This window comes from Domibacillus iocasae, assembly GCF_001750285.1.
In the GTDB taxonomy this organism is placed as follows: Bacteria; Bacillota; Bacilli; order Bacillales; family Domibacillaceae; genus Domibacillus; species Domibacillus iocasae.
On the sequence record NZ_MAMP01000020.1, the window covers coordinates 155893 to 173558 of the forward strand.

At 41.3% G+C, this 17666-nt stretch carries 13 protein-coding genes and 1 pseudogene; 3 read left to right on the top strand and 11 right to left on the bottom strand.

Going from position 1 to position 17666, the window contains the following annotated elements; all coding sequences use genetic code 11:
* Window positions 1-32: 32 nt before the first annotated feature.
* Complete coding sequence (locus BA724_RS07695; protein ID WP_069938080.1) at window positions 33-431, bottom strand: hypothetical protein; 399 nt, start codon at window positions 429-431, stop codon at window positions 33-35.
* 216 nt (window positions 432-647) lie between these two features.
* Between BA724_RS07695 and BA724_RS07700 the strand changes: the two genes are divergently transcribed.
* A complete protein-coding gene (locus BA724_RS07700) occupies window positions 648-1664 on the top strand; it encodes a C40 family peptidase (RefSeq protein ID WP_069938081.1) in 1017 nt (338 codons plus the stop codon).
* A 143-nt stretch (window positions 1665-1807) separates the two neighbouring features.
* Here the strand turns inward: BA724_RS07700 and BA724_RS07705 are convergent, their stop codons facing one another.
* Window positions 1808-3487 carry a ribonuclease J gene (locus BA724_RS07705; protein ID WP_211272222.1) on the bottom strand — a complete coding sequence of 560 codons (1680 nt, stop codon included), beginning with the start codon at window positions 3485-3487 and terminating at the stop codon, window positions 1808-1810.
* A 179-nt stretch (window positions 3488-3666) separates the two neighbouring features.
* On the opposite strand from BA724_RS07705, the gene ku reads away from it, so the two are divergent.
* Window positions 3667-4443 (top strand): non-homologous end joining protein Ku, encoded by a 777-nt coding sequence (gene ku / locus BA724_RS07710; protein WP_069938082.1) that lies wholly within the window; start codon window positions 3667-3669, stop codon window positions 4441-4443.
* 84 nt (window positions 4444-4527) lie between these two features.
* Here ku and BA724_RS07715 read toward each other — a convergent pair whose 3' ends face one another.
* Window positions 4528-5547, bottom strand: coding sequence for an STAS domain-containing protein (locus BA724_RS07715; protein ID WP_069938083.1), 1020 nt, complete (start codon window positions 5545-5547; stop codon window positions 4528-4530).
* 1101 nt (window positions 5548-6648) lie between these two features.
* On the opposite strand from BA724_RS07715, the gene BA724_RS07720 reads away from it, so the two are divergent.
* Entirely contained in the window at window positions 6649-8334 is a 1686-nt protein-coding gene (locus BA724_RS07720; protein ID WP_083256134.1) for a methyl-accepting chemotaxis protein, read from the top strand.
* Window positions 8335-8621: 287 nt separating this feature from the next.
* Here the strand turns inward: BA724_RS07720 and BA724_RS07725 are convergent.
* From BA724_RS07725 to BA724_RS07760, 8 genes and pseudogenes are all read right to left on the bottom strand, one after another.
* Window positions 8622-9131 (bottom strand): annotated as a pseudogene (locus tag BA724_RS07725) (TerC family protein); the annotation flags it as partial.
* 68 nt (window positions 9132-9199) lie between these two features.
* Entirely contained in the window at window positions 9200-9967 is a 768-nt protein-coding gene (locus BA724_RS07730) for an SDR family oxidoreductase (RefSeq protein ID WP_069938085.1), read from the bottom strand.
* 11 nt (window positions 9968-9978) lie between these two features.
* On the bottom strand, window positions 9979-10989 hold the full coding sequence (locus BA724_RS07735) for an ABC transporter substrate-binding protein (RefSeq protein ID WP_069938086.1): 1011 nt from the start codon (window positions 10987-10989) through the stop codon (window positions 9979-9981).
* Window positions 10986-11741, bottom strand: a complete 756-nt coding sequence (locus tag BA724_RS07740) for an ABC transporter permease (protein ID WP_069938087.1) — start codon at window positions 11739-11741, stop codon at window positions 10986-10988. The genes BA724_RS07735 and BA724_RS07740 overlap by 4 nt, the downstream gene beginning before the upstream one ends.
* Complete coding sequence (locus BA724_RS07745; RefSeq protein WP_069938088.1) at window positions 11738-12484, bottom strand: ABC transporter ATP-binding protein; 747 nt, start codon at window positions 12482-12484, stop codon at window positions 11738-11740. The genes BA724_RS07740 and BA724_RS07745 overlap by 4 nt, the downstream gene beginning before the upstream one ends.
* Window positions 12485-12495: 11 nt before the next feature.
* Window positions 12496-13947: an acyl-CoA reductase gene (locus tag BA724_RS07750; protein ID WP_069938089.1), complete on the bottom strand. Its 1452-nt coding sequence runs from the start codon at window positions 13945-13947 to the stop codon at window positions 12496-12498.
* Complete coding sequence (locus BA724_RS07755; RefSeq protein WP_069938090.1) at window positions 13944-15035, bottom strand: LuxE/PaaK family acyltransferase; 1092 nt, start codon at window positions 15033-15035, stop codon at window positions 13944-13946. Before BA724_RS07755 ends, BA724_RS07750 begins: the two co-directional genes overlap by 4 nt.
* A gap of 746 nt (window positions 15036-15781) precedes the next feature.
* Complete coding sequence (locus tag BA724_RS07760; RefSeq protein ID WP_069938091.1) at window positions 15782-17320, bottom strand: alpha/beta hydrolase domain-containing protein; 1539 nt, start codon at window positions 17318-17320, stop codon at window positions 15782-15784.
* Window positions 17321-17666: the final 346 nt, after the last annotated feature.

Below are 17666 nucleotides of genomic sequence, written 5' to 3' on the forward strand. Positions count from 1 at the left end.
CGCTTTCTGATTTTGACTATACTTAGAGGTTTCTATTTCTTAGCAGCTGCCTCATTAACGTATTCCTCAATGATCGGAATCGATAATTCCAGGCCGCTCGTCGTCAAACTATTTTTCACGTATTCAAGCTTATGGCCATCGCTCGCGTATGATTGAATATTCAGTATGTTATTAATGTATAAAATGCCTTCGTTTGTAATCATTGGTTTGATAATTTGACCATCTGTTTCATCATAATGGCGGATTTTTTCCAGTCCATTAATCAGTCCTTGGTCAAATAAATCATTCATCGCAATTTCATAGACCGCCGGTTTCATATTCTCACTCATCCGTTCATGCAATTCATACATGACAGCCGGCTTGTTCTCCAAATAATACTGCACATAATACGCGAGAAGCACCTGTTCTTTTATTGGTAATTTTTTGCCCATACAAACGCCTCCTTTTTCTTTCCTTTTCATTATACATGATGCAGGAGCCTATTCGTCAATTTCCATTCAACGTCACCCCTCGCAGCACATACAATAGTAACGAAAAGCGGAATTCTCTGTATATTGTACGTAAACAAAAAAATTCTATTAACAATACTTTTAAATCATGATATATTCATGACAACAAACACCATATATATAGAGGAGCTTCAAGATATGACCTTTAAAAAGGTGATGATGGCGATCATGCTTTACATAATGGCTTTTTCACTTGTCCCATATGCTGCACAAGCAGCAGAACCTGCCGCTTGTGCAGCAAAAACATCTGTTAAAAAAACATATATTAATGTATCCGTTGCTACTCTTTGGAAAGAACCCGGCACGAAACGTCAAATGGATCAGCACGTCCTTTCGACCCCCGTCAACATGAAAGCATGGACATCAAAAATGTCGACGGTCAAAGACCGGCTCTGGCTGACAGGAAAAGCCGAAACACAGGCGCTATATGGCCAGGAAGTAACTGTATTAAAAACGAGCGGCAGCTGGGTGCAGGTTGCTGTTAAAGACCAATCCACACCCAAAAACAGCAAAGGATACCCCGGCTGGCTGCCAAAAGCACAAGTAACAGCACAGCCAGCCGCATATGAAGCGTGCCAAACAGCGGGTGTAAAAGCAAAAACCGCTGTCCTGTTTCACGATAAAACAACACCCTTTATGGAAGTAAGCTTTAACACAGAGCTGCCGATTATCAAATCAGAAACAAATTGGGTGCAGGTGATGACTCCGGCAAATGGCGCTAAATGGCTGAAGAAAAGCGATATTCGTATTCTCGCCGCTGCAGCGGTTATTCCAAAACCGACCGGTACCGCGCTGCTGACAACCGGCAAGCAATTTCTTGGTCTTCCTTATTTGTGGTCGGGTGTGTCCGCTTACGGCTATGACTGTTCAGGCTTTACTTCTTCCGTTTACCGGTATCATGGTATCAGCATTCCACGTGATGCATCCGAGCAGGCGAAAAAAGGAAAAGCAGTCGCTAAATCCTCATTAAAGCCGGGTGACCTTTTATTTTTTGCCTACAACAATGGAAAAGGACGCGTTCACCACGTCGCTATGTACGCCGGAAACGGCAAAATGATTCATTCACCAAAAGCAGGCAAACGTGTAGAAATTATTTCAATGAATACATCTCCATATAAGCAGGAATATGCCGGGGCGAGACGCTACATCGATTAATTTTTTAAATGAAATTTGCAAAAGCCGCATTTCGTTAAAGGTTTATCAGAGAAGCAAGTATGTAAGCGGCAAAAACAGACAAATGAAAAAGTAAACATCCCCAGCGCTCGGGCACTGGGGATGTTTTTTACTTCTCCATCATGTTACACTTCAATAATGATTGGAACAATCATCGGACGTCTTTTTGTTTGAGCATATAAAAATTTTCCGACTGATTCTTTTACATTTTGTTTCATGATCTTCCACTGGGTAACATTTTCTTTTTGCAGCTTGTTAATGGTCTTTGTCACAATTTCGTTCACATCATTTAAAAGCTCTTCTGACTGGCGGGCATAAACGAATCCGCGGGAAATTGTATCCGGCCCTGAAACAATTTTATTTTCTGACTTGCTTAATGTAATGACGATAATAAGCATCCCTTCCTCAGAAAGCAGCTTACGGTCACGCAAAACAATGTCCCCGACATCTCCAATACCCAAACCGTCAACAAATATATTTCCGGCGGGTATTTTCCGGGTTTGCCGGGCATTAGAATGGCTGATATCGACTACGTCCCCGTTTTGAACGACATAAATATTTTCCTTTTCTACGCCGACAGACTCAGCCAGCAGGCGGTGCTGATACAGCATTCTATATTCCCCGTGAATGGGGATAAAGTATTTTGGCTTCATTAAAGTAAGCATTAATTTTAATTCTTCCTGGTATGCATGTCCGGAAACGTGCATACCCGTGGCTGTTCCCGATCCATAGATCACTTTCGCTCCTAAAAGGAATAAATTATCGATGATACGGGCAACATTTCGTTCATTTCCCGGTATTGGGGTTGAAGAGAAAATAACCGTATCGCCCGGGAAAATTTCCACCTGTCGATATTTAGAATTTGATAAACGAGACAAAGCGGCCAGCGGTTCCCCCTGGCTCCCTGTGCACAGTATGGCTACTCGCTCTGCCGGCAGGTCATGCACTTCACTTGCGTCAATCAGCATTTCGTCAGGAATATTTAAATAACCAAGTTCCATGGCAACTGAAACAACATTTACCATACTCCGGCCCAGCAAAGCAAGCTTTCGATTTGTTTTTATCGCCGCATCGACCACCTGCTGTACACGATGAACATTCGACGCAAAGGTTGAAATAAACACTTTCCCATCCGCTTTGTTAAATGCTTCTTCAATATGCGTGCCGACAAGCTTTTCTGATGGCGTAAACCCGGGGCGTTCCGCATTGGTACTTTCCGATAAAAGAGCTAACACACCGTTTTTTCCAAGATCGGCCATTTTATGAATATCCGGATATTGGTCATTTACCGGCGTTAAATCAAACTTGAAGTCACCGGTATGAACGACTGTACCTTCCGGGGTATGGAAGGCAACTCCTAAACAATCAGGAATACTGTGATTTGTTTTAAAAAACGTCAAACGGATCGTTCCTAACTCAATATTTGAATTAGAATCAATAGACGTAAGCTGTGTTTCCCTAAGAAGCCCATGTTCTTTTAGCTTTATTTCGATTAAGCCCAGCGTCAGCCGAGTGGCATAAATAGGCACATTCAATTGCTTTAAAAAATAGGGGATGCCGCCAATATGGTCTTCATGCCCATGAGTCACGATTAAAGCCCGGATTTTATCTTTGTTTTCACGCAAGTATGTAATATCCGGAATAATCAAGTCAATGCCTAACAAACTTTCGTCTGGAAACTTGGATCCGCAGTCAATCACGACAATATCATCTGCATATTGTACCGCATACATATTTTTTCCGACTTCATTTACACCGCCTAAGGCAAATATGGATAATGCATGTTCCGCTGTATTCAAAATCATATTCCTCCCCAACTAAATCATTATCCAAATTGTGCCCTTTTAAAGCCCTTTTATGCTTTTCCTTTTTAAGCCTCCTTTCCATCATTCAATAAACTATTTCCGTTAAAACTGCCCCGATTGCCCCTATTGATGCATAGCAAACGTTTTTAGGCCGCAAAATAAGACCGAGGTGAAAAAATATGCAGACCATTTTTCGAGGCTCGATCGAATTTGGATTGGTTTCCATTCCGATCAAACTCCACGCTGCTACTGAAGACAAAGATATTAAATTGCGCCAGCTGCATGCAGAATGTAAAAACCCCATTAAGCAGTTTAAATTTTGTCCCATTTGCAATAGGGAAGTCGATTCAAATGAATTAGTTAAAGGGTATGAATATGCGGCAGATCGCTTTATCGTGATTTCGGATGAAGAGCTGGCAGGAATAAAAAGTGATGTTGAGGATAAATCGATCGAAATTATTGAGTTTATTCGATTAAGCGAAATCGATCCGATTTTCTTTGACAAAACCTATTATTTGGCTTCTAATACAGCAGGAACAAAAGCATACGCATTATTAAAAGAATCATTAATGACAACAAGAAAGGCTGGTATCGTAAAAATTACGATCCGCTCAAGGCAACGGCTGGCAACGATCCGGGTTTTTAATAATCAGCTTGTCCTTGAGACGCTCCATTTTCCCGATGAGATCCGCTCAACGATGGAGCTGTCCAAACCATCCAGCATAAAGTTGACAAAGAAGGAAAAAGAAACGGCACTTGCGCTGGTTGAGCAGATGACCGAAAAGTTCGATCCATCCAACTACTATGACGAATACCGTGAAAAACTGGAAAAGCTGATTAAAACCAAAATACCGAAACGGACTGAACAGGTTCCAGACGCTTCACATATTCTTAGCTTAATGGATGCAATGGAGCGAAGCATTGCTCACATTCAACAGCAAAAACAAGCAAAATGAATGTACTGGCGGCAGCAAAAATAGTATAAATCCACACTTGGCGTATACAAAAGGGCTGTCCATTTTGGGACAGCCCTTCAGCTTTTAAATAATCTTTCGGCCATGTTGCCCTAAAGCAAAATAAATTCCATGCTGCAACGTTTGAAAACAATCGAATCTTGAGAAATTGATCGTTGATTGCGATATGATCATACCGAGTTCAGCAGATATACCAACAAGGATCGTGTCTGTTCCAATGAGAGAAGCGGCAGAGCCGATTTTTTCAATGAGGCTTACCGTATGCTCACTTATGTCTTTATCAAGTCCAGTTAAATCAAGCACAAGATAGTTCGCTTTATGGGCAGGAAGGTTATTTAATGTTTTCACAACAAGTTCTTCTGAACGCTCTTCATCATACTTTCCAAGCAATGGAACGACTACAATTCCTTCAAGCACAGGAATAATAGGGGAAGAGAGTTCTTTAACAAGTTCTTTTAATTCACTTGTTTTTTCTTCTACAAGGGCTTCTAAACGAAGAATTTCTTCTGCTTCCTTTTTTCTCGCTAATTGATGAATGTTATTTGTAATCGTTACATCTGACGGAAAATATTCAATCACACTATATTTATGGCCTTCCAGTTGATGCTGGACGACTTTATACCAAATATTTGTACCGAACAGTCCGGTAAAGATGCCGGCATAGTGCGCGGGAAGATAATTGCCACCCTGTTTCTTTTCTTGTGCCAGGTTGATTTTATATTCCCAGCTGTCTTGAATATGAGCGGTTAACGTTTTTGATTCAAAATCCAAATTTTTAATCGTGGTCCGTCCCCAGCCAGCTGAGGCATATGTATTCGTAATCAATTCTGCCGCTTGCGCGATACTGACATCCTTTATTTTTTCGAAGTACTGTCCCACCACTAATCCCTGCCGAAAACCGGTTGTTTCAAAAACAAGGTTTGATGCTTCTTCCCCTGAAATTTCTTCAATCGTATCAAAGAACGTTCTCATTGCGGAAGAAATCCAGAAAAGAACCGCATCCTCCCCTTCAAATAGGAAATTTCCTTTTTCCAGATCCCATTCAAATTCGAGTCCGCCTATATTTGTTTTGGATTTTATTTCCATGATTTAATACCCCTTTCATTTTAAGTATCTAAGTTGAACAAATGATTTTACACACTACCGTTCAAAAAAAGCGTTCAAGAACAGCGCTTAGCCCAAGTGGCGGAGAAAGCAAAAAGGTTAATTCAACTTATATAGTTTTTTACACACAATAATTTCATTATAGTTATCAAATTAAATATTTCAAATAAGGGCTCTATGGAGATCTTTCTTTTTTTCCTACGCTCATTACCTTATCTTATTCGCTTGAAAAATGACACTGTTTTTCACAGAGTTAATATAAAAACACGAAATGTAATCAAATAAGCATTACCAACTATATTTCATGCTGCCTCTTTATTGCTTTTACTTTTCCTTCATAAATAGATTGCAGCCTGTTTTTCAAAAAGGAGTTTAACCAGTAATGGCAGAATTGATGCTTATATGGACTGCGTTTTTATATGTGAAAGAGTAAAAATAAGGATGTTTTCAAATAAAGAATTATGCTAAAAAAAAACATTACATAAAAAAAATAATCGTGAAATTAGATGTACCTTTCTTATGTTACTTTACTCGTGAGCGAAACAAAAAAGACACAGATCATTCAAAATTTCGACATTTTCAGACAAAAATTAGATATACATATTGCCTTCAAAGAAAGATATATATATAATCCTTTAGTACTATTAACCCTGACCTTTTTAAGGTGTTTAGTCTCATGCTCGATTTATCAATTGTCTGGGTTTGATATTTTTTCAAGATATATAGGTTGAATAAAGATTTTCACTTTAGAAAACAGAATTGTTTAGGCTGGTGCGTTTTGTATAGATTACCGACTTGTTCTAGACCGCAGAGCGGCGGAAACGAGCTCTGCGCCTGCCCTATGGTGCGCGAAGCCGTGCGCCCGCCGTCATTTCGGCTATTGTGAAACAAAGTAGGCCAAAACGGTCCTTACACAAAAGAGACCGTCACAGCAGGGATAACGCTGCTTTTTATGATACAGCCACTCTTTAGAGGCGTGGACCGGTCACCGGGTGACAGAAGGCAAATGATAAGGTCAACTTATCTAGATATTACCGTTTTTTATTATAGAACGATATTTATTTTGAAAGGAAGTATGTGAAAATGAGCATAAGCAAAAAACTATTGAGTGGATTTGCAGGAGTACTTGCACTGTTGGTTCTGATCGCCGGAATCAGCTTATATCAACTCACATCTATTACTAATCAATACACTTTTTTGGTTAGTGAACAGGTTCAGAAGCTTACCAGCGCTAAAGAAATGAAGTATTTAGCAGCAAAAGAGATGAGAGATGTGCGAGGGTTCCTCGTGTCGGGAAATGATGACCATATTGAATTGTATAACAATACCTTTGCTAGTTACGGCAAAGAAGAAGAATATTTAAAATCAGTTCTTTTTAAACCTGAAGCACAGCAGCTACTTAAAGAACTAGACCAGCTTCATTCAGATTACAAGGAAGTAGCCGAACAAGTATTCACTTATAAAAGAGAAGGAAATACAGAAGGTTATGTTACATTACTTGCAGAAAGAGGAACTCCCATCGCAAATGAGTTAGCTGCGAAAGCAACTGAGCTAGAAAAAATGTGCCTCGATGTACTAAACACGGAAAGTGCAAAAGCAGCACAGCAAGCAGCCAATTTAAAAGTAACGATCTTACTCGTTTCCATTCTTGCAGTCATACTTGGGCTAGCACTCGCTTTTTACATTAGCCGCATTATAGCCGGACCCGTCAGCAAAGTGGCTGAAGCAGCAAAGCAAATTGCTGATGGCGATTTTTCCTTTGCAGATATTAACCTAAAAAATAGGGATGAAATCGGAGATATGGCTAATTCATTTAACGTAATGAAACAGAATTTACGTGAAGTCATCCGTGAAGTAAACGAAAGTTCTGAACAAATAGCCGCCTCATCTGAACAACTGACAGCTGGTGCAGAGCAAACAAGCCAGGCAACTGAACAAATAACAGCTTCGATTCAAGAAGTAGCCAATGGGGCCGAAAACCAGACTGTAAGTGTAGAAGAAAGTTCAAAATCACTAGAAGAAGTGACACAGGGCATTCAACACATGGCGGAAAACTCTTCCTCTATTGCAGAATCAGGTACACAGTTGTCAGAAAAAGCAAAACAAGGTGGAGAATACGTAGAACAAACCGTCCAACAAATACATGCCATTCACCAATCGGTAGATGTAAGTGATGAAGTGATGAAGCTGCTTGATAACAGATCGCAGGAAATCGGAGCAATTACAGAAGTGATCACTTCCATCGCCGACCAGACGAATTTGTTAGCATTAAATGCGGCGATTGAAGCGGCACGAGCTGGAGAACATGGAAAAGGATTTGCGGTAGTAGCAGATGAAGTTCGTAAGCTTGCGGAGCAATCGCAGCAATCATCTACCCAGATTTCACAGCTGATTAAAGAAATACAAGTAGATATGGTTCGTTCGACTGATTCCATCAACCAGGTGAAAGTTGGTGTACAGCAAGGTCTCGGAATCGTTGAAAATACCCAATCAACCTTTAATGAAATTTTAAATTCAATGGATAACATAAGCTCACAAATTAGTGAAATGGCAGCGACTGCGCAGCAAATGTCAGCTGGGGCTGAAGAAGTAAGTGCAACTGTCTCAGGAATCAGCGACATTTCCAAACAAACATCTGTGCATTCTCAAGGAGTAGCTGCTTCCACAGAAGAACAATTAGCCTCTATGGAAGAAATCACTGCCTCTGCCAGCGAATTGTCTAGAATGGCTGTTAACTTACAAGAAATTATGGGTAAATTTAAAATATAATTTGATACTCGTCTGCAACGAAAGCACAGTTGATTAAATAATCAACTGTGCTTTACTTATGCTCTATTAGTGACGTTAATAATCTATTGTTTTATATATTTCCTGTCCCGTCAGCCATCTATGCAGCAAAAAATCAGCGCTGCACCAGGAAAGCGGCGAGGAAGCAAGCCGTCCGCCCGTGGAAAGCGAAGTCCGGCTGGCTTCACCTATCGGCTCTATTCAAAAAAGCTGACGACTTTGTCGACAGCCTGAAAGTTTCAGCTTAATACTGAAACTCCTTTTTCTTTTCAATACCAGTTTTTTATTTTATAAAGATTATTGGTTCGTTCCTTCTTTTTTTCTTTCGAAAAAAACCAACCACCAGCAGCAATTAATAATAGAACCGCATAAAAAGTTATCTTCCACTCTGGTGATTTAGCAAATCTTTCTGATAATACTGCTATATCCGGGTGAGCCAACGTGTAAACGGAAAGTTTAACACCCACCCAGCCAACGATTAAAAACGCTGCAATTTCTAATCCCGGTCTAGTCTGAAGCAACTTCACAAAGAAGTCTGCCGCAAAACGCATAATAACTAAGCCGATGATTCCACCTGCAAAAATGACGAGAAATTTCCCTCCACCAAGACCGCCAATGTTTGGAAGGTTCGTATTTGGAAGGGTTACTGCAAGTGCAACGGCAGCAAGAATTGAATCAACTGCAAAAGCGATATCTGCTAATTCTAATTTGAAGACAGTTTCCCAAAATCCTGATTGTCTCTTTTCAACCTCTTCTTTATCTTTTCCTTTCTTTACAACAAGAATACTTTTATTGTCCAGAATGATAACACATAAACGCTAATAGCATGTTTCTATAAACACTGGCATTACATCACAAAGCCACCATCCACAAACAAGGTCTGCCCCGTCATGAACTTGCTCCAATCAGAAGCTAGAAACAAAACCGGCCCAGCCACATCTTCTGGAAGTGCAATTCTGCGAAGGGGCGTTTGCGCAATAATCATTTCTTTCACCTCTTCTTTTGTATGCTTGCTGGCACTCGTAGGATATACGAGCCCTGGTGCTATACAGTTGACCCTTATGCCGAAAGGGCCGAGCTCCGCTGCTAAATTACGACTATACCCCTGCAGTGCCGCTTTTGCGGTGTTATATTCATGATAGGGAACAATCGGTCTTTCAACTAAATTGCTGATCACGTTGATGATGCTTCCCTGGCTCTGTTTTTTCATAAAGGGAAGAACTGTCTGGCACATATAATGAGCGGAACGCAAAGCCCCATCAATTTGATTCTGGTAATCTTCCCATTTTAGCTCCCAGGCTAACTTACGCTCATCAGGATTAAAAGCATATGGTGTAAAAGCATTATTGACGACAATGTCAATTTTACCCATTTCCAACAAAACCCGTTCGATCAATTCTTGTACGGCGCTTTCAGATGTGACGTCAGCTTGAATGGCCCAGGCATCCCCACCAAGCTTCAGACAGGATGCCACAACCTGTTCTGCGGCCTCTTTGTTTTGAAGGTAATTGACGACGACAGATGCTTCCTCTGCTGCGAAAGCGCGAGCGATAGAAGCGCCAATTCCCCGGCTGGCCCCTGTGACAAGGACAACTTTCCCTTGAAATTTCCCCATATTGTCCTCCCTTATTTTGTAGGAAGCAGTTCCTCTGTTACAACCTCTTCCATATTGAGTTTATTTTCAACTAATCCTAGTTTTTGATACGTGTCTGCCCCCTGCTGCAAGATAGCGGCATCAAGTGCACCCAGTCCCTGCTCTTCTGTTAGTTCTGAAATGCTTGATGCATTGCGGAGCTTAATGATTTCTAGGTTTTGCTCCTCATTTTTCCCGTCAATCGCATATTCTTTTGCTAAAGAAGCTGCTTCTTCGGGGTTATCGATCATCCACTGGGCGCTCGTTTGATAAGCTTTTAAAAACTTCTCCAGTTCGTCTTTCTTTTCTTCAAAGGTTTTTTCTGTTACGACAAAAACATCACTTGGAATATTCAAATAATCTTTTACTTCTAATATATTAACGTCACCTAAGCCTTTTTGTTTACCAACGACAAGTCCAGTGTCGGTTGCTGCTGTGGCATCTACTTGTCCCTGCATGAGAGGCGCAAAGTTTAGAAGGCCTGTTTCAACAATATTGACATCTTTTTCGGAGAGACCGACTTGATTCAGCAGCACAAGCAGGTTCTGGCGGGTACCGCTTGACAGGCTATATACACCAATCGTTTTGCCTTTTAGATCTTCAGGTTTTGTAATATTTTTTTCTTTAAGTGAAACAATGTTAAACACGTTTTGAGGATAGACATTATACATGACTTTCAATTTTTCACCTTTGTCTAAAGCAAAATATAATGAGCCGGGATCAGTAAAAGCAACATCTGCTTGTCCGGAGAGAATATTTTTAATCGCATCTCCTCCGCCAGCTCCCGGAATGACAGTAACATCCAAGCCATTTTCTTTAAAAAACCCTTTTTCCTCATCTACCAGCAAGTTTGTTTGCTCTGTAATTGGCTGACTCCAGCTGGCTACCCGAAGAATGTCCGTTTCTTCTGTTTTAGGTGCTTCCGTTTTTTGTTCCTGTGCACCGCAAGCCGTCATAAATACTGCTGCGGACAATAGTAAAGCAAATAAATTTTTGTTTTTCATTTTTTCGTCTCCTTCATATAAGGTTTTGACCATCTTTTTTCTGCTATATTAACGAGCTGGTAGAGGATCATGCCGATAACGGTTAGTAAGATTAAAGAAGCAAACATTAATGGTGTATCCATCATCCCTTGGGACGCAATAATCAATGCCCCGAGTCCCTCACTGCCGCCTATAAATTCTCCTACCACCGCACCTACTACGGCCAGGACAACCGCTACACGGAGTCCGGCCAGAATGCCCGGAAGGCCAGCCGGGATTTTTAAATGAATTAAGGTTTGCCACCGGCTCGCTTTAAGCATGCGAAACAATTCTATTTTTTGTTTATCCACATACTGAATGGAAGACACCGTGTTTTCCAGCAGCGGGAAAAAGCAAATTAGCGCTGTAATGATGACTTTAGACGTCATGTCAAAGCCAAACCATAGAATAAACAAGGGAGCCAAAGCGAGTTTAGGAACTGCCTGGCTGGCAATGATGTATGGAGAAAGAAGCTTGCGCAACAATTCGCTTTCTCCCATCAAAATACCGATGATAAATCCAAAAAGGCTACCTAATATCAGGCCCAGTACAATCTCTAGGGTCGTCCGAATAATATGAGCTGTAAAATATCCAGTCATTAGTCCATCTATCAGGGTATGGAAGATGACAGATGGGGCAGGAAGTACAAGTTCTGACATGTTTCCGGCTATTATTTCCCATAAAAAAAGCAAAAAAATAAAAAGCAGAAAGGAATAAAATTGAATATTTTTCATGATCGCCCCTCACTCATGATTTGGCGTAACGTTAAACAATGATCGTTAAAGTACGAACCGTATCTCATTTCCATTGTGCGCGGCTTTGCGAGATCCACTTCTTCTTCATAGATAATGCTGCCATTATCCATAACCGCAATACGGTCTGACAAGTAGACAGCTTCTGAAATATCATGTGTGATAAACAGTACCGTAGTATTCTGCAGCCCGCAGATTCTTAATAAATCTTCCTGCAACTCTTCTCTTGTGATGGCATCTAGTGCAGCAAAGGGTTCGTCTAAAAAGAGCATTGATGGCTTTTGGATCAGCGCTCTTGCTAAGGCCACACGGCTTTGCTGTCCTCCCGAGAGTTGTGTCGGGTACCGTTTATGATGTGAAGACAGACCGATCATCTCCAGCAAAGCAGCGGCATGCTCCCGGTCCTCTTCGGTCAGCTTTCGTCTAAGGGAAACAGGGAGAAGAACATTATCCATGACTACTTTCCACTCTAAAAGGGTAGGAGACTGGAAGACAAATCCGCATTCATGAGAAGGCTCAGTCATGCCTTTTCCATTCAAGTGGATACTTCCTTTATCCGGCTGGAGCAATCCTGATGCAAGCTTTAACAAGGTGGTCTTCCCACAGCCACTTTTCCCTAATAAACAATGGAACTCTCCTTTTTTAATAATTAAATTCACTCTATCGACGACGGGATTTGTTCCTTGATACCCGTAGGTGATATCTTTCATTGTTAAAAATTCCATTCCGCGGCCTCCTAATCCACATAAGGCGCAAACTGTTCGCTTGATTCTTCCGCAGCTGCTTCTATATCTACCATATTCACTAAGTCTAATAAATTAAATCGGCCATCATGATGCCACCCAGCTTCCGGAGACGTCATTGAGCCTAAAGCCGTAATCCTTGTAACGCCGGTTTTTCCTAGTAATTCAGCCCACTCAAAAAGTTCATTTGGATTTGCGGCGATCCCAACGGTCTGAAGCAGAGATCGGTGGGGCGCAATATAAGGAAGAATGTTTTCAATCGTTTCAAATGCAATCACTTTGATTACACGATTTAAACTGCTTGGCGTAAAATGAATGTTATTTTCTTCATATACAACCGTCCAGTCATTGGCCTGATTGCCGAGCACTTCATTATTCGGGTTAGAAAAAATGATCATCTCTTCTCTTTGCCGCCACGCAGCCATGGATACAGACTCTTCCATAGAAAGCTCCCGCCGCGGATGTCTTTTTTGAAAGTTTTCTAATTCATTTGCCAGAAACCGTGCAAATTCTTTTGGAGAAACCTTTCCTCCGTGCTGAACATAAAAAATGTGCGGGGAATAGCATCCTTGCTGGTCATATCGAACTACATCCAGTGCGGCTTGATGGACCGACTGCCATGTTTTTCTTGAATCAAGGCTTGACTGGGACACAACACCGAAACTGATTTTATGGCCAAATGGCAGAAAGCGCGTTGTAACCGGAATGCGATTTTGCAAAGATTGCAATGAATCATTGCCCCCATAGCCGACGACAACATCTGATTGTTCAAATATAGAATGCTCCCGCTCTTCATCGCCGCCTTTCCACCAAACAACAGCCAAACAGTCAGCTAACCTCGGTTCTACTTCCACTAATAAATGAGCAAACCAGCCCGAAAACAGAGGCTCAGCGCTCGGAACTTTTCCGATATTGCCTGCTTTCACAAGCAAGCCTGAAATCAAGCTCCATAAAGGCAGAGCAGGAACATTTCCAGACCAAATATGGGTAAATACGTTCGGTCCCAAGGCTTTCGAAAAACCGCCTTTGACACGAGGCTGGAAATCGTCTAAAAGCAACGGATTGCCTAAATCCTCTATAAGAAAACGCTGAAGTTCTTTTTTTCGGAAGGTTTTCAAGTATGAGGTAAGACCCAGCCGGATAATTTCTTCATCGTAGCCTGTCACAATCGGCAGCAGCTTTTCTGCTTTTTGTCGGTATAGGGAATCGCGGTCCAGCAGCCGGACGATGGCTTGGTCAATGATGCTGACGATCTCCGAAATAGAAAATGACTTTAAAGTTTCAGCACTCGCTTTTTTTACTTTTTCAATTACCTTGTCCATTTGCTCTGTTGTAAGAAAAGGTATTTCGACTTCGACCGTTTCATTTTTGCTCTGAAAGGTTAAAATTTTTGTCTCAAATTCTGTTTCACCTATATCCGGAAGGTAACCTGCAAGTTCCCTCATTCTGAAACCCCTTTTGATGCGGCTTTTAAAAATTCTTCTACAGCAATCGAACAGCCTTTTGCTTCAGTGCCTTGTACCCGGCCTAGAAGAAAAAATCCGTTTTCGAGCTCGATTCCAACGTCTTCTGTCAAAATGGTCGTAACTGAATTAAAGTTGCCTAAATCACAGTGAACAAGGACACCGCGCTCTCCTTTCGGCACCTCTTCCCCAGTTAACGGGTTAATGACCCGGGTCCGTATCCAATGAGGCCCCGATTTAACCGAAGGAACAGATTCATTCCCTTTATCGTAAAATTGTGTGCTGAGCTCGGTCACTCCGTACATATTGATGCACTCTGAGCGCTCTATACCGAGAGTAGTCGACAGTAGAAGATAAAAATCATTTAATTCCAGTTCCTTTGACTGGTTTTTAAATCCACCGGTATCCAGAATCCTGCTTCCTTTTGGAAGTGAAAAAGTTTTCCCCATACGTTCTAATTCCTCGAGCATGTGGACAAAACTATAGCTTGCACCTAAGAGAGCATACGGTTCTCCTGTTTCCTCAGCATGATGCAGTTCATCCAGCAGACGATTCATATCAATACCATTTTCGTTCACCAAATAATGGCTTTCCTTTGTACCAAACTTTTTTACCGCCAAAGCTAGATAATGAGCCAACGAAGAATTCGGCAATTCTTTTTCTTTAGGAAAAAGAATCCCCATCCGAATGTGTTCTATGTCTCTCATAAATCGTTTCTTAAAGTTCAACGTCATAGATTGATCATAGATCTGTAAAGTGGGGTGGTAGTGCTTTCCTTTTATTCCTTTCGTTGTGCCGCTTGTCATAAAAACGGCTTCCGCTTTTTCCGGTCCTGTACAGCTAAGTGTGGCATCTTTAAATGCATTGATGGGAACAGGCGGAATATCTTTCCATGTCTTTACCGTTCTTGGCGTTTTTCCTTTTTGCATGCAAAAAGATCGGTAAGGAAGATTGTATTGATATTGATAGGCATACAGCCTCAAGGCCAATTCATTAAAATCCTTTTCTCCAGAAGCATCTGCTTGAATGAAGTGAAAAACATGCTGCACGATTTCTTGCTGTTGATTCATAATTCCCTATCCTTTCCAAACAAAATAAAAACACTCTGCATAAGCAAAGTGTAAATAATAAATTATTCTTCATCACTTTCCCTACGCTGGCATTACCCAACAGGTTATAACGGTCTACAACAGATTAGTTGTACTCTCAGCCTGATTCCACAGACTCCCGACGAATCATTTTGAAGAAAGTCTACTCTTTTTAAAAACAGAATGCAAGATTTTTCTCTACTGGAACAAAAAACCAACGTTCCGTTTATCCGAATGAAGTCGGAAATTTAATTGAAAAAGGGTGCAGTGCTTCAAACGAATAGTTCACCTTTAATCTTTATGTATGAATGGTTCAGCATGCAACCTTTTCTTTGCTGTTCCGTTTCGGAAAAGTAATGTTCTACTACAAAAGTACAACAAACGCTGCCACTGAGCATTACCATTTAAGATGTTGATGCAGCACAGTTTATCCCTTATCAATAGCCACCTTTTTGTTTTGACAATCCCCAAAAAGGGTGCAACCTTTTCGGTAAATGTTTTCCCTTGAAAGCTGTTTTCGTATGCCAAAGTCGGCTACTTCATTAGCTATCAATTGTCTACATATACATATTAAATTATTTATTTCCATAAAAAAACAGTCTACCTCCATGGGTTAGACTGTTAATATGTTATACTTAAAAAACTTGTGTAATTGTGGTAAGGTTCACCGCAACTATTAAGCCGGGTCATCGCACTAATCATTTATCAGAAATACTATCGTCATAACATCAAGGGATTGGTGTGTATATCGCCTGCTGAATGATTTTCCTCCCTTCTTCCGGCTCCAGCCACCTCTCTTCTAGCAACCGTTTCACTGAAGCCTCTACATTTTTTACGTAATTCTGATGAGTGCCTACTTTACCGTACAACTCTTGTAATTGTTCGCTTGTGAAGTCGATCTGATGGCCAAATGACCATGCGTAGACATATTCTTCTTTCAACGTGGCAGACTCGTTATATGTGGCAATTGGAACGTCGACATATGGACTGCGTACGCCGCCCAGCACATTGCCATATTTGTCTTTTTCAAAGGAGGCGTTAATGTTTTCGCCAAAGTAGGAGGTATGTATCTCTGAACTCTCCTTCACCTTCAATGGCTCAGCACGTGGCGGCAGAACCCCCTCAATAACCCAACGCTCCATGTTCTTATACATTGCTATTTCGGCGTAGTGGCGCGGCAATTGATTTGCCTTCGGTTCCACTCCTCCGTATGCATATGGCACGTTGGCTGGCAGATTCCCTGACTTAATGACGTCCTCCTCCGACGGTTGATAGTTTACCGTGTTAATTGGGCCGTGAGGGGCTCCTGTTATTTCATATAGTCGGAAGCCTGCTTCAGGATCATCACTATCCGGCTGCCTGTGTTTATAGCTTGCCAGCTGGAAGATGTCACCCTGGGCGTCGATTTGCATAAATGGTACATGCTTCTTAGGAAGCCTGAAAGGCCGATCATCGATAAAAGCTGGCGGCAGGCATTGGTTGATAGGTGTTGTCCGTCCTGAACCTGATGCCGAGATAAAGCCGTCATATACGTTCTGACCATTTTCAAGCTTTGCATATTCTGCAAAATCGGCTGCGTATGTATTCAAGAAAATTCCTGACTGTGATTCTCCAGTAGCGAAAACGAACTTCACATCATATGTATGCAGCGGGTTATTTTCGTTTTTACTGCGTACTAAACCACCTGTTTGGCTCAGGATATCCCATATAAGCCCATTTTCATATAGTTTAGAGAGGTTTTCATCATATCCTTCCTCATCTGGCAGCTTCCCGTATGGTTGCTGGTTATAAGGAAGCGGGTTATCCATTGATAACGGAGCGTAGCGCTCAGAATCGACCCGCTGAAGTGATGCAATTGAGATCGGTTTCACTGTTACTGAAATCCAGATATCACCGTCGCGCAGGACTTTATCCTGTATAGTCGGCCATTGGATCTCCACATCCCAGCCTCTTGTTGTGTTATTCATTTCCACCCAAACATTGCCGCTGAACTTGTCCCGGTTCTTCGGGCGCCTTACAAGGATACGTGTTGTATAAGGTGCATTGGCTGTTCGGATCTGAGGTATGGATGCATTTCTATCTTTGCCCCAGTCATACACATTTGCCTGGCCGCTGATAAAGTATTCGTCCAGACGGTATCCGTATTTTTCAAGGTCTGTCCCTCCTACAGTGAACGGGCGTGAAGTTTTTGTTACAGGAATCGGCCCTGTTACTTTTGGAATTGGAGTAGCAGATTTAATAGGTTGATGACCCGGTGATTTTTTCATTTTTTCCTCCCTTATCACTGAAAGCGATTTCATTTATATTTAAAATAAACTTGTTCCTTAAAACATAATCGGCTGAAAGAGATTGGTTTATGGGTTTATACTAAAATTTTTGTTTATTAAAGTCAATAAATAAACAAAATGTCCAAAGTCTCACTTCTCTTTAACCGGTTAACTGGATTTCAATATTGCAAAATGGTTGTTACAGCCATTTTCCCAGTCGAAAGTAACAATCACCTTTGGCTGATTCATTGATACTTGAAATCCCAATTTCAGACTGGCTTCCACCATTTCTGACTATGAAAGAACAATCAACACAGCTCTTCGAAGATTACATCTCCAATATCTA

Bases quoted from the DNA above. Each gene is read 5' to 3' on its own strand.
- BA724_RS07750 (WP_069938089.1), bottom strand. From the start codon at position 13,947: ATGAGGGAACTTGCAGGTTACCTTCCGGATATAGGTGAAACAGAATTT.
- BA724_RS07740 (WP_069938087.1), bottom strand. From the start codon at position 11,741: ATGAAAAATATTCAATTTTATTCCTTTCTGCTTTTTATTTTTTTGCTT.
- BA724_RS07715 (WP_069938083.1), bottom strand. From the start codon at position 5,547: ATGGAAATAAAATCCAAAACAAATATAGGCGGACTCGAATTTGAATGG.
- BA724_RS07730 (WP_069938085.1), bottom strand. From the start codon at position 9,967: ATGGGGAAATTTCAAGGGAAAGTTGTCCTTGTCACAGGGGCCAGCCGG.
- BA724_RS07755 (WP_069938090.1), bottom strand. From the start codon at position 15,035: ATGAATCAACAGCAAGAAATCGTGCAGCATGTTTTTCACTTCATTCAA.
- BA724_RS07695 (WP_069938080.1), bottom strand. From the start codon at position 431: ATGGGCAAAAAATTACCAATAAAAGAACAGGTGCTTCTCGCGTATTAT.
- BA724_RS07760 (WP_069938091.1), bottom strand. From the start codon at position 17,320: ATGAAAAAATCACCGGGTCATCAACCTATTAAATCTGCTACTCCAATT.
- BA724_RS07735 (WP_069938086.1), bottom strand. From the start codon at position 10,989: ATGAAAAACAAAAATTTATTTGCTTTACTATTGTCCGCAGCAGTATTT.
- BA724_RS07720 (WP_083256134.1), top strand. From the start codon at position 6,649: ATGAGCATAAGCAAAAAACTATTGAGTGGATTTGCAGGAGTACTTGCA.
- BA724_RS07700 (WP_069938081.1), top strand. From the start codon at position 648: ATGACCTTTAAAAAGGTGATGATGGCGATCATGCTTTACATAATGGCT.
- ku (WP_069938082.1), top strand. From the start codon at position 3,667: ATGCAGACCATTTTTCGAGGCTCGATCGAATTTGGATTGGTTTCCATT.
- BA724_RS07705 (WP_211272222.1), bottom strand. From the start codon at position 3,487: ATGATTTTGAATACAGCGGAACATGCATTATCCATATTTGCCTTAGGC.
- BA724_RS07745 (WP_069938088.1), bottom strand. From the start codon at position 12,484: ATGGAATTTTTAACAATGAAAGATATCACCTACGGGTATCAAGGAACA.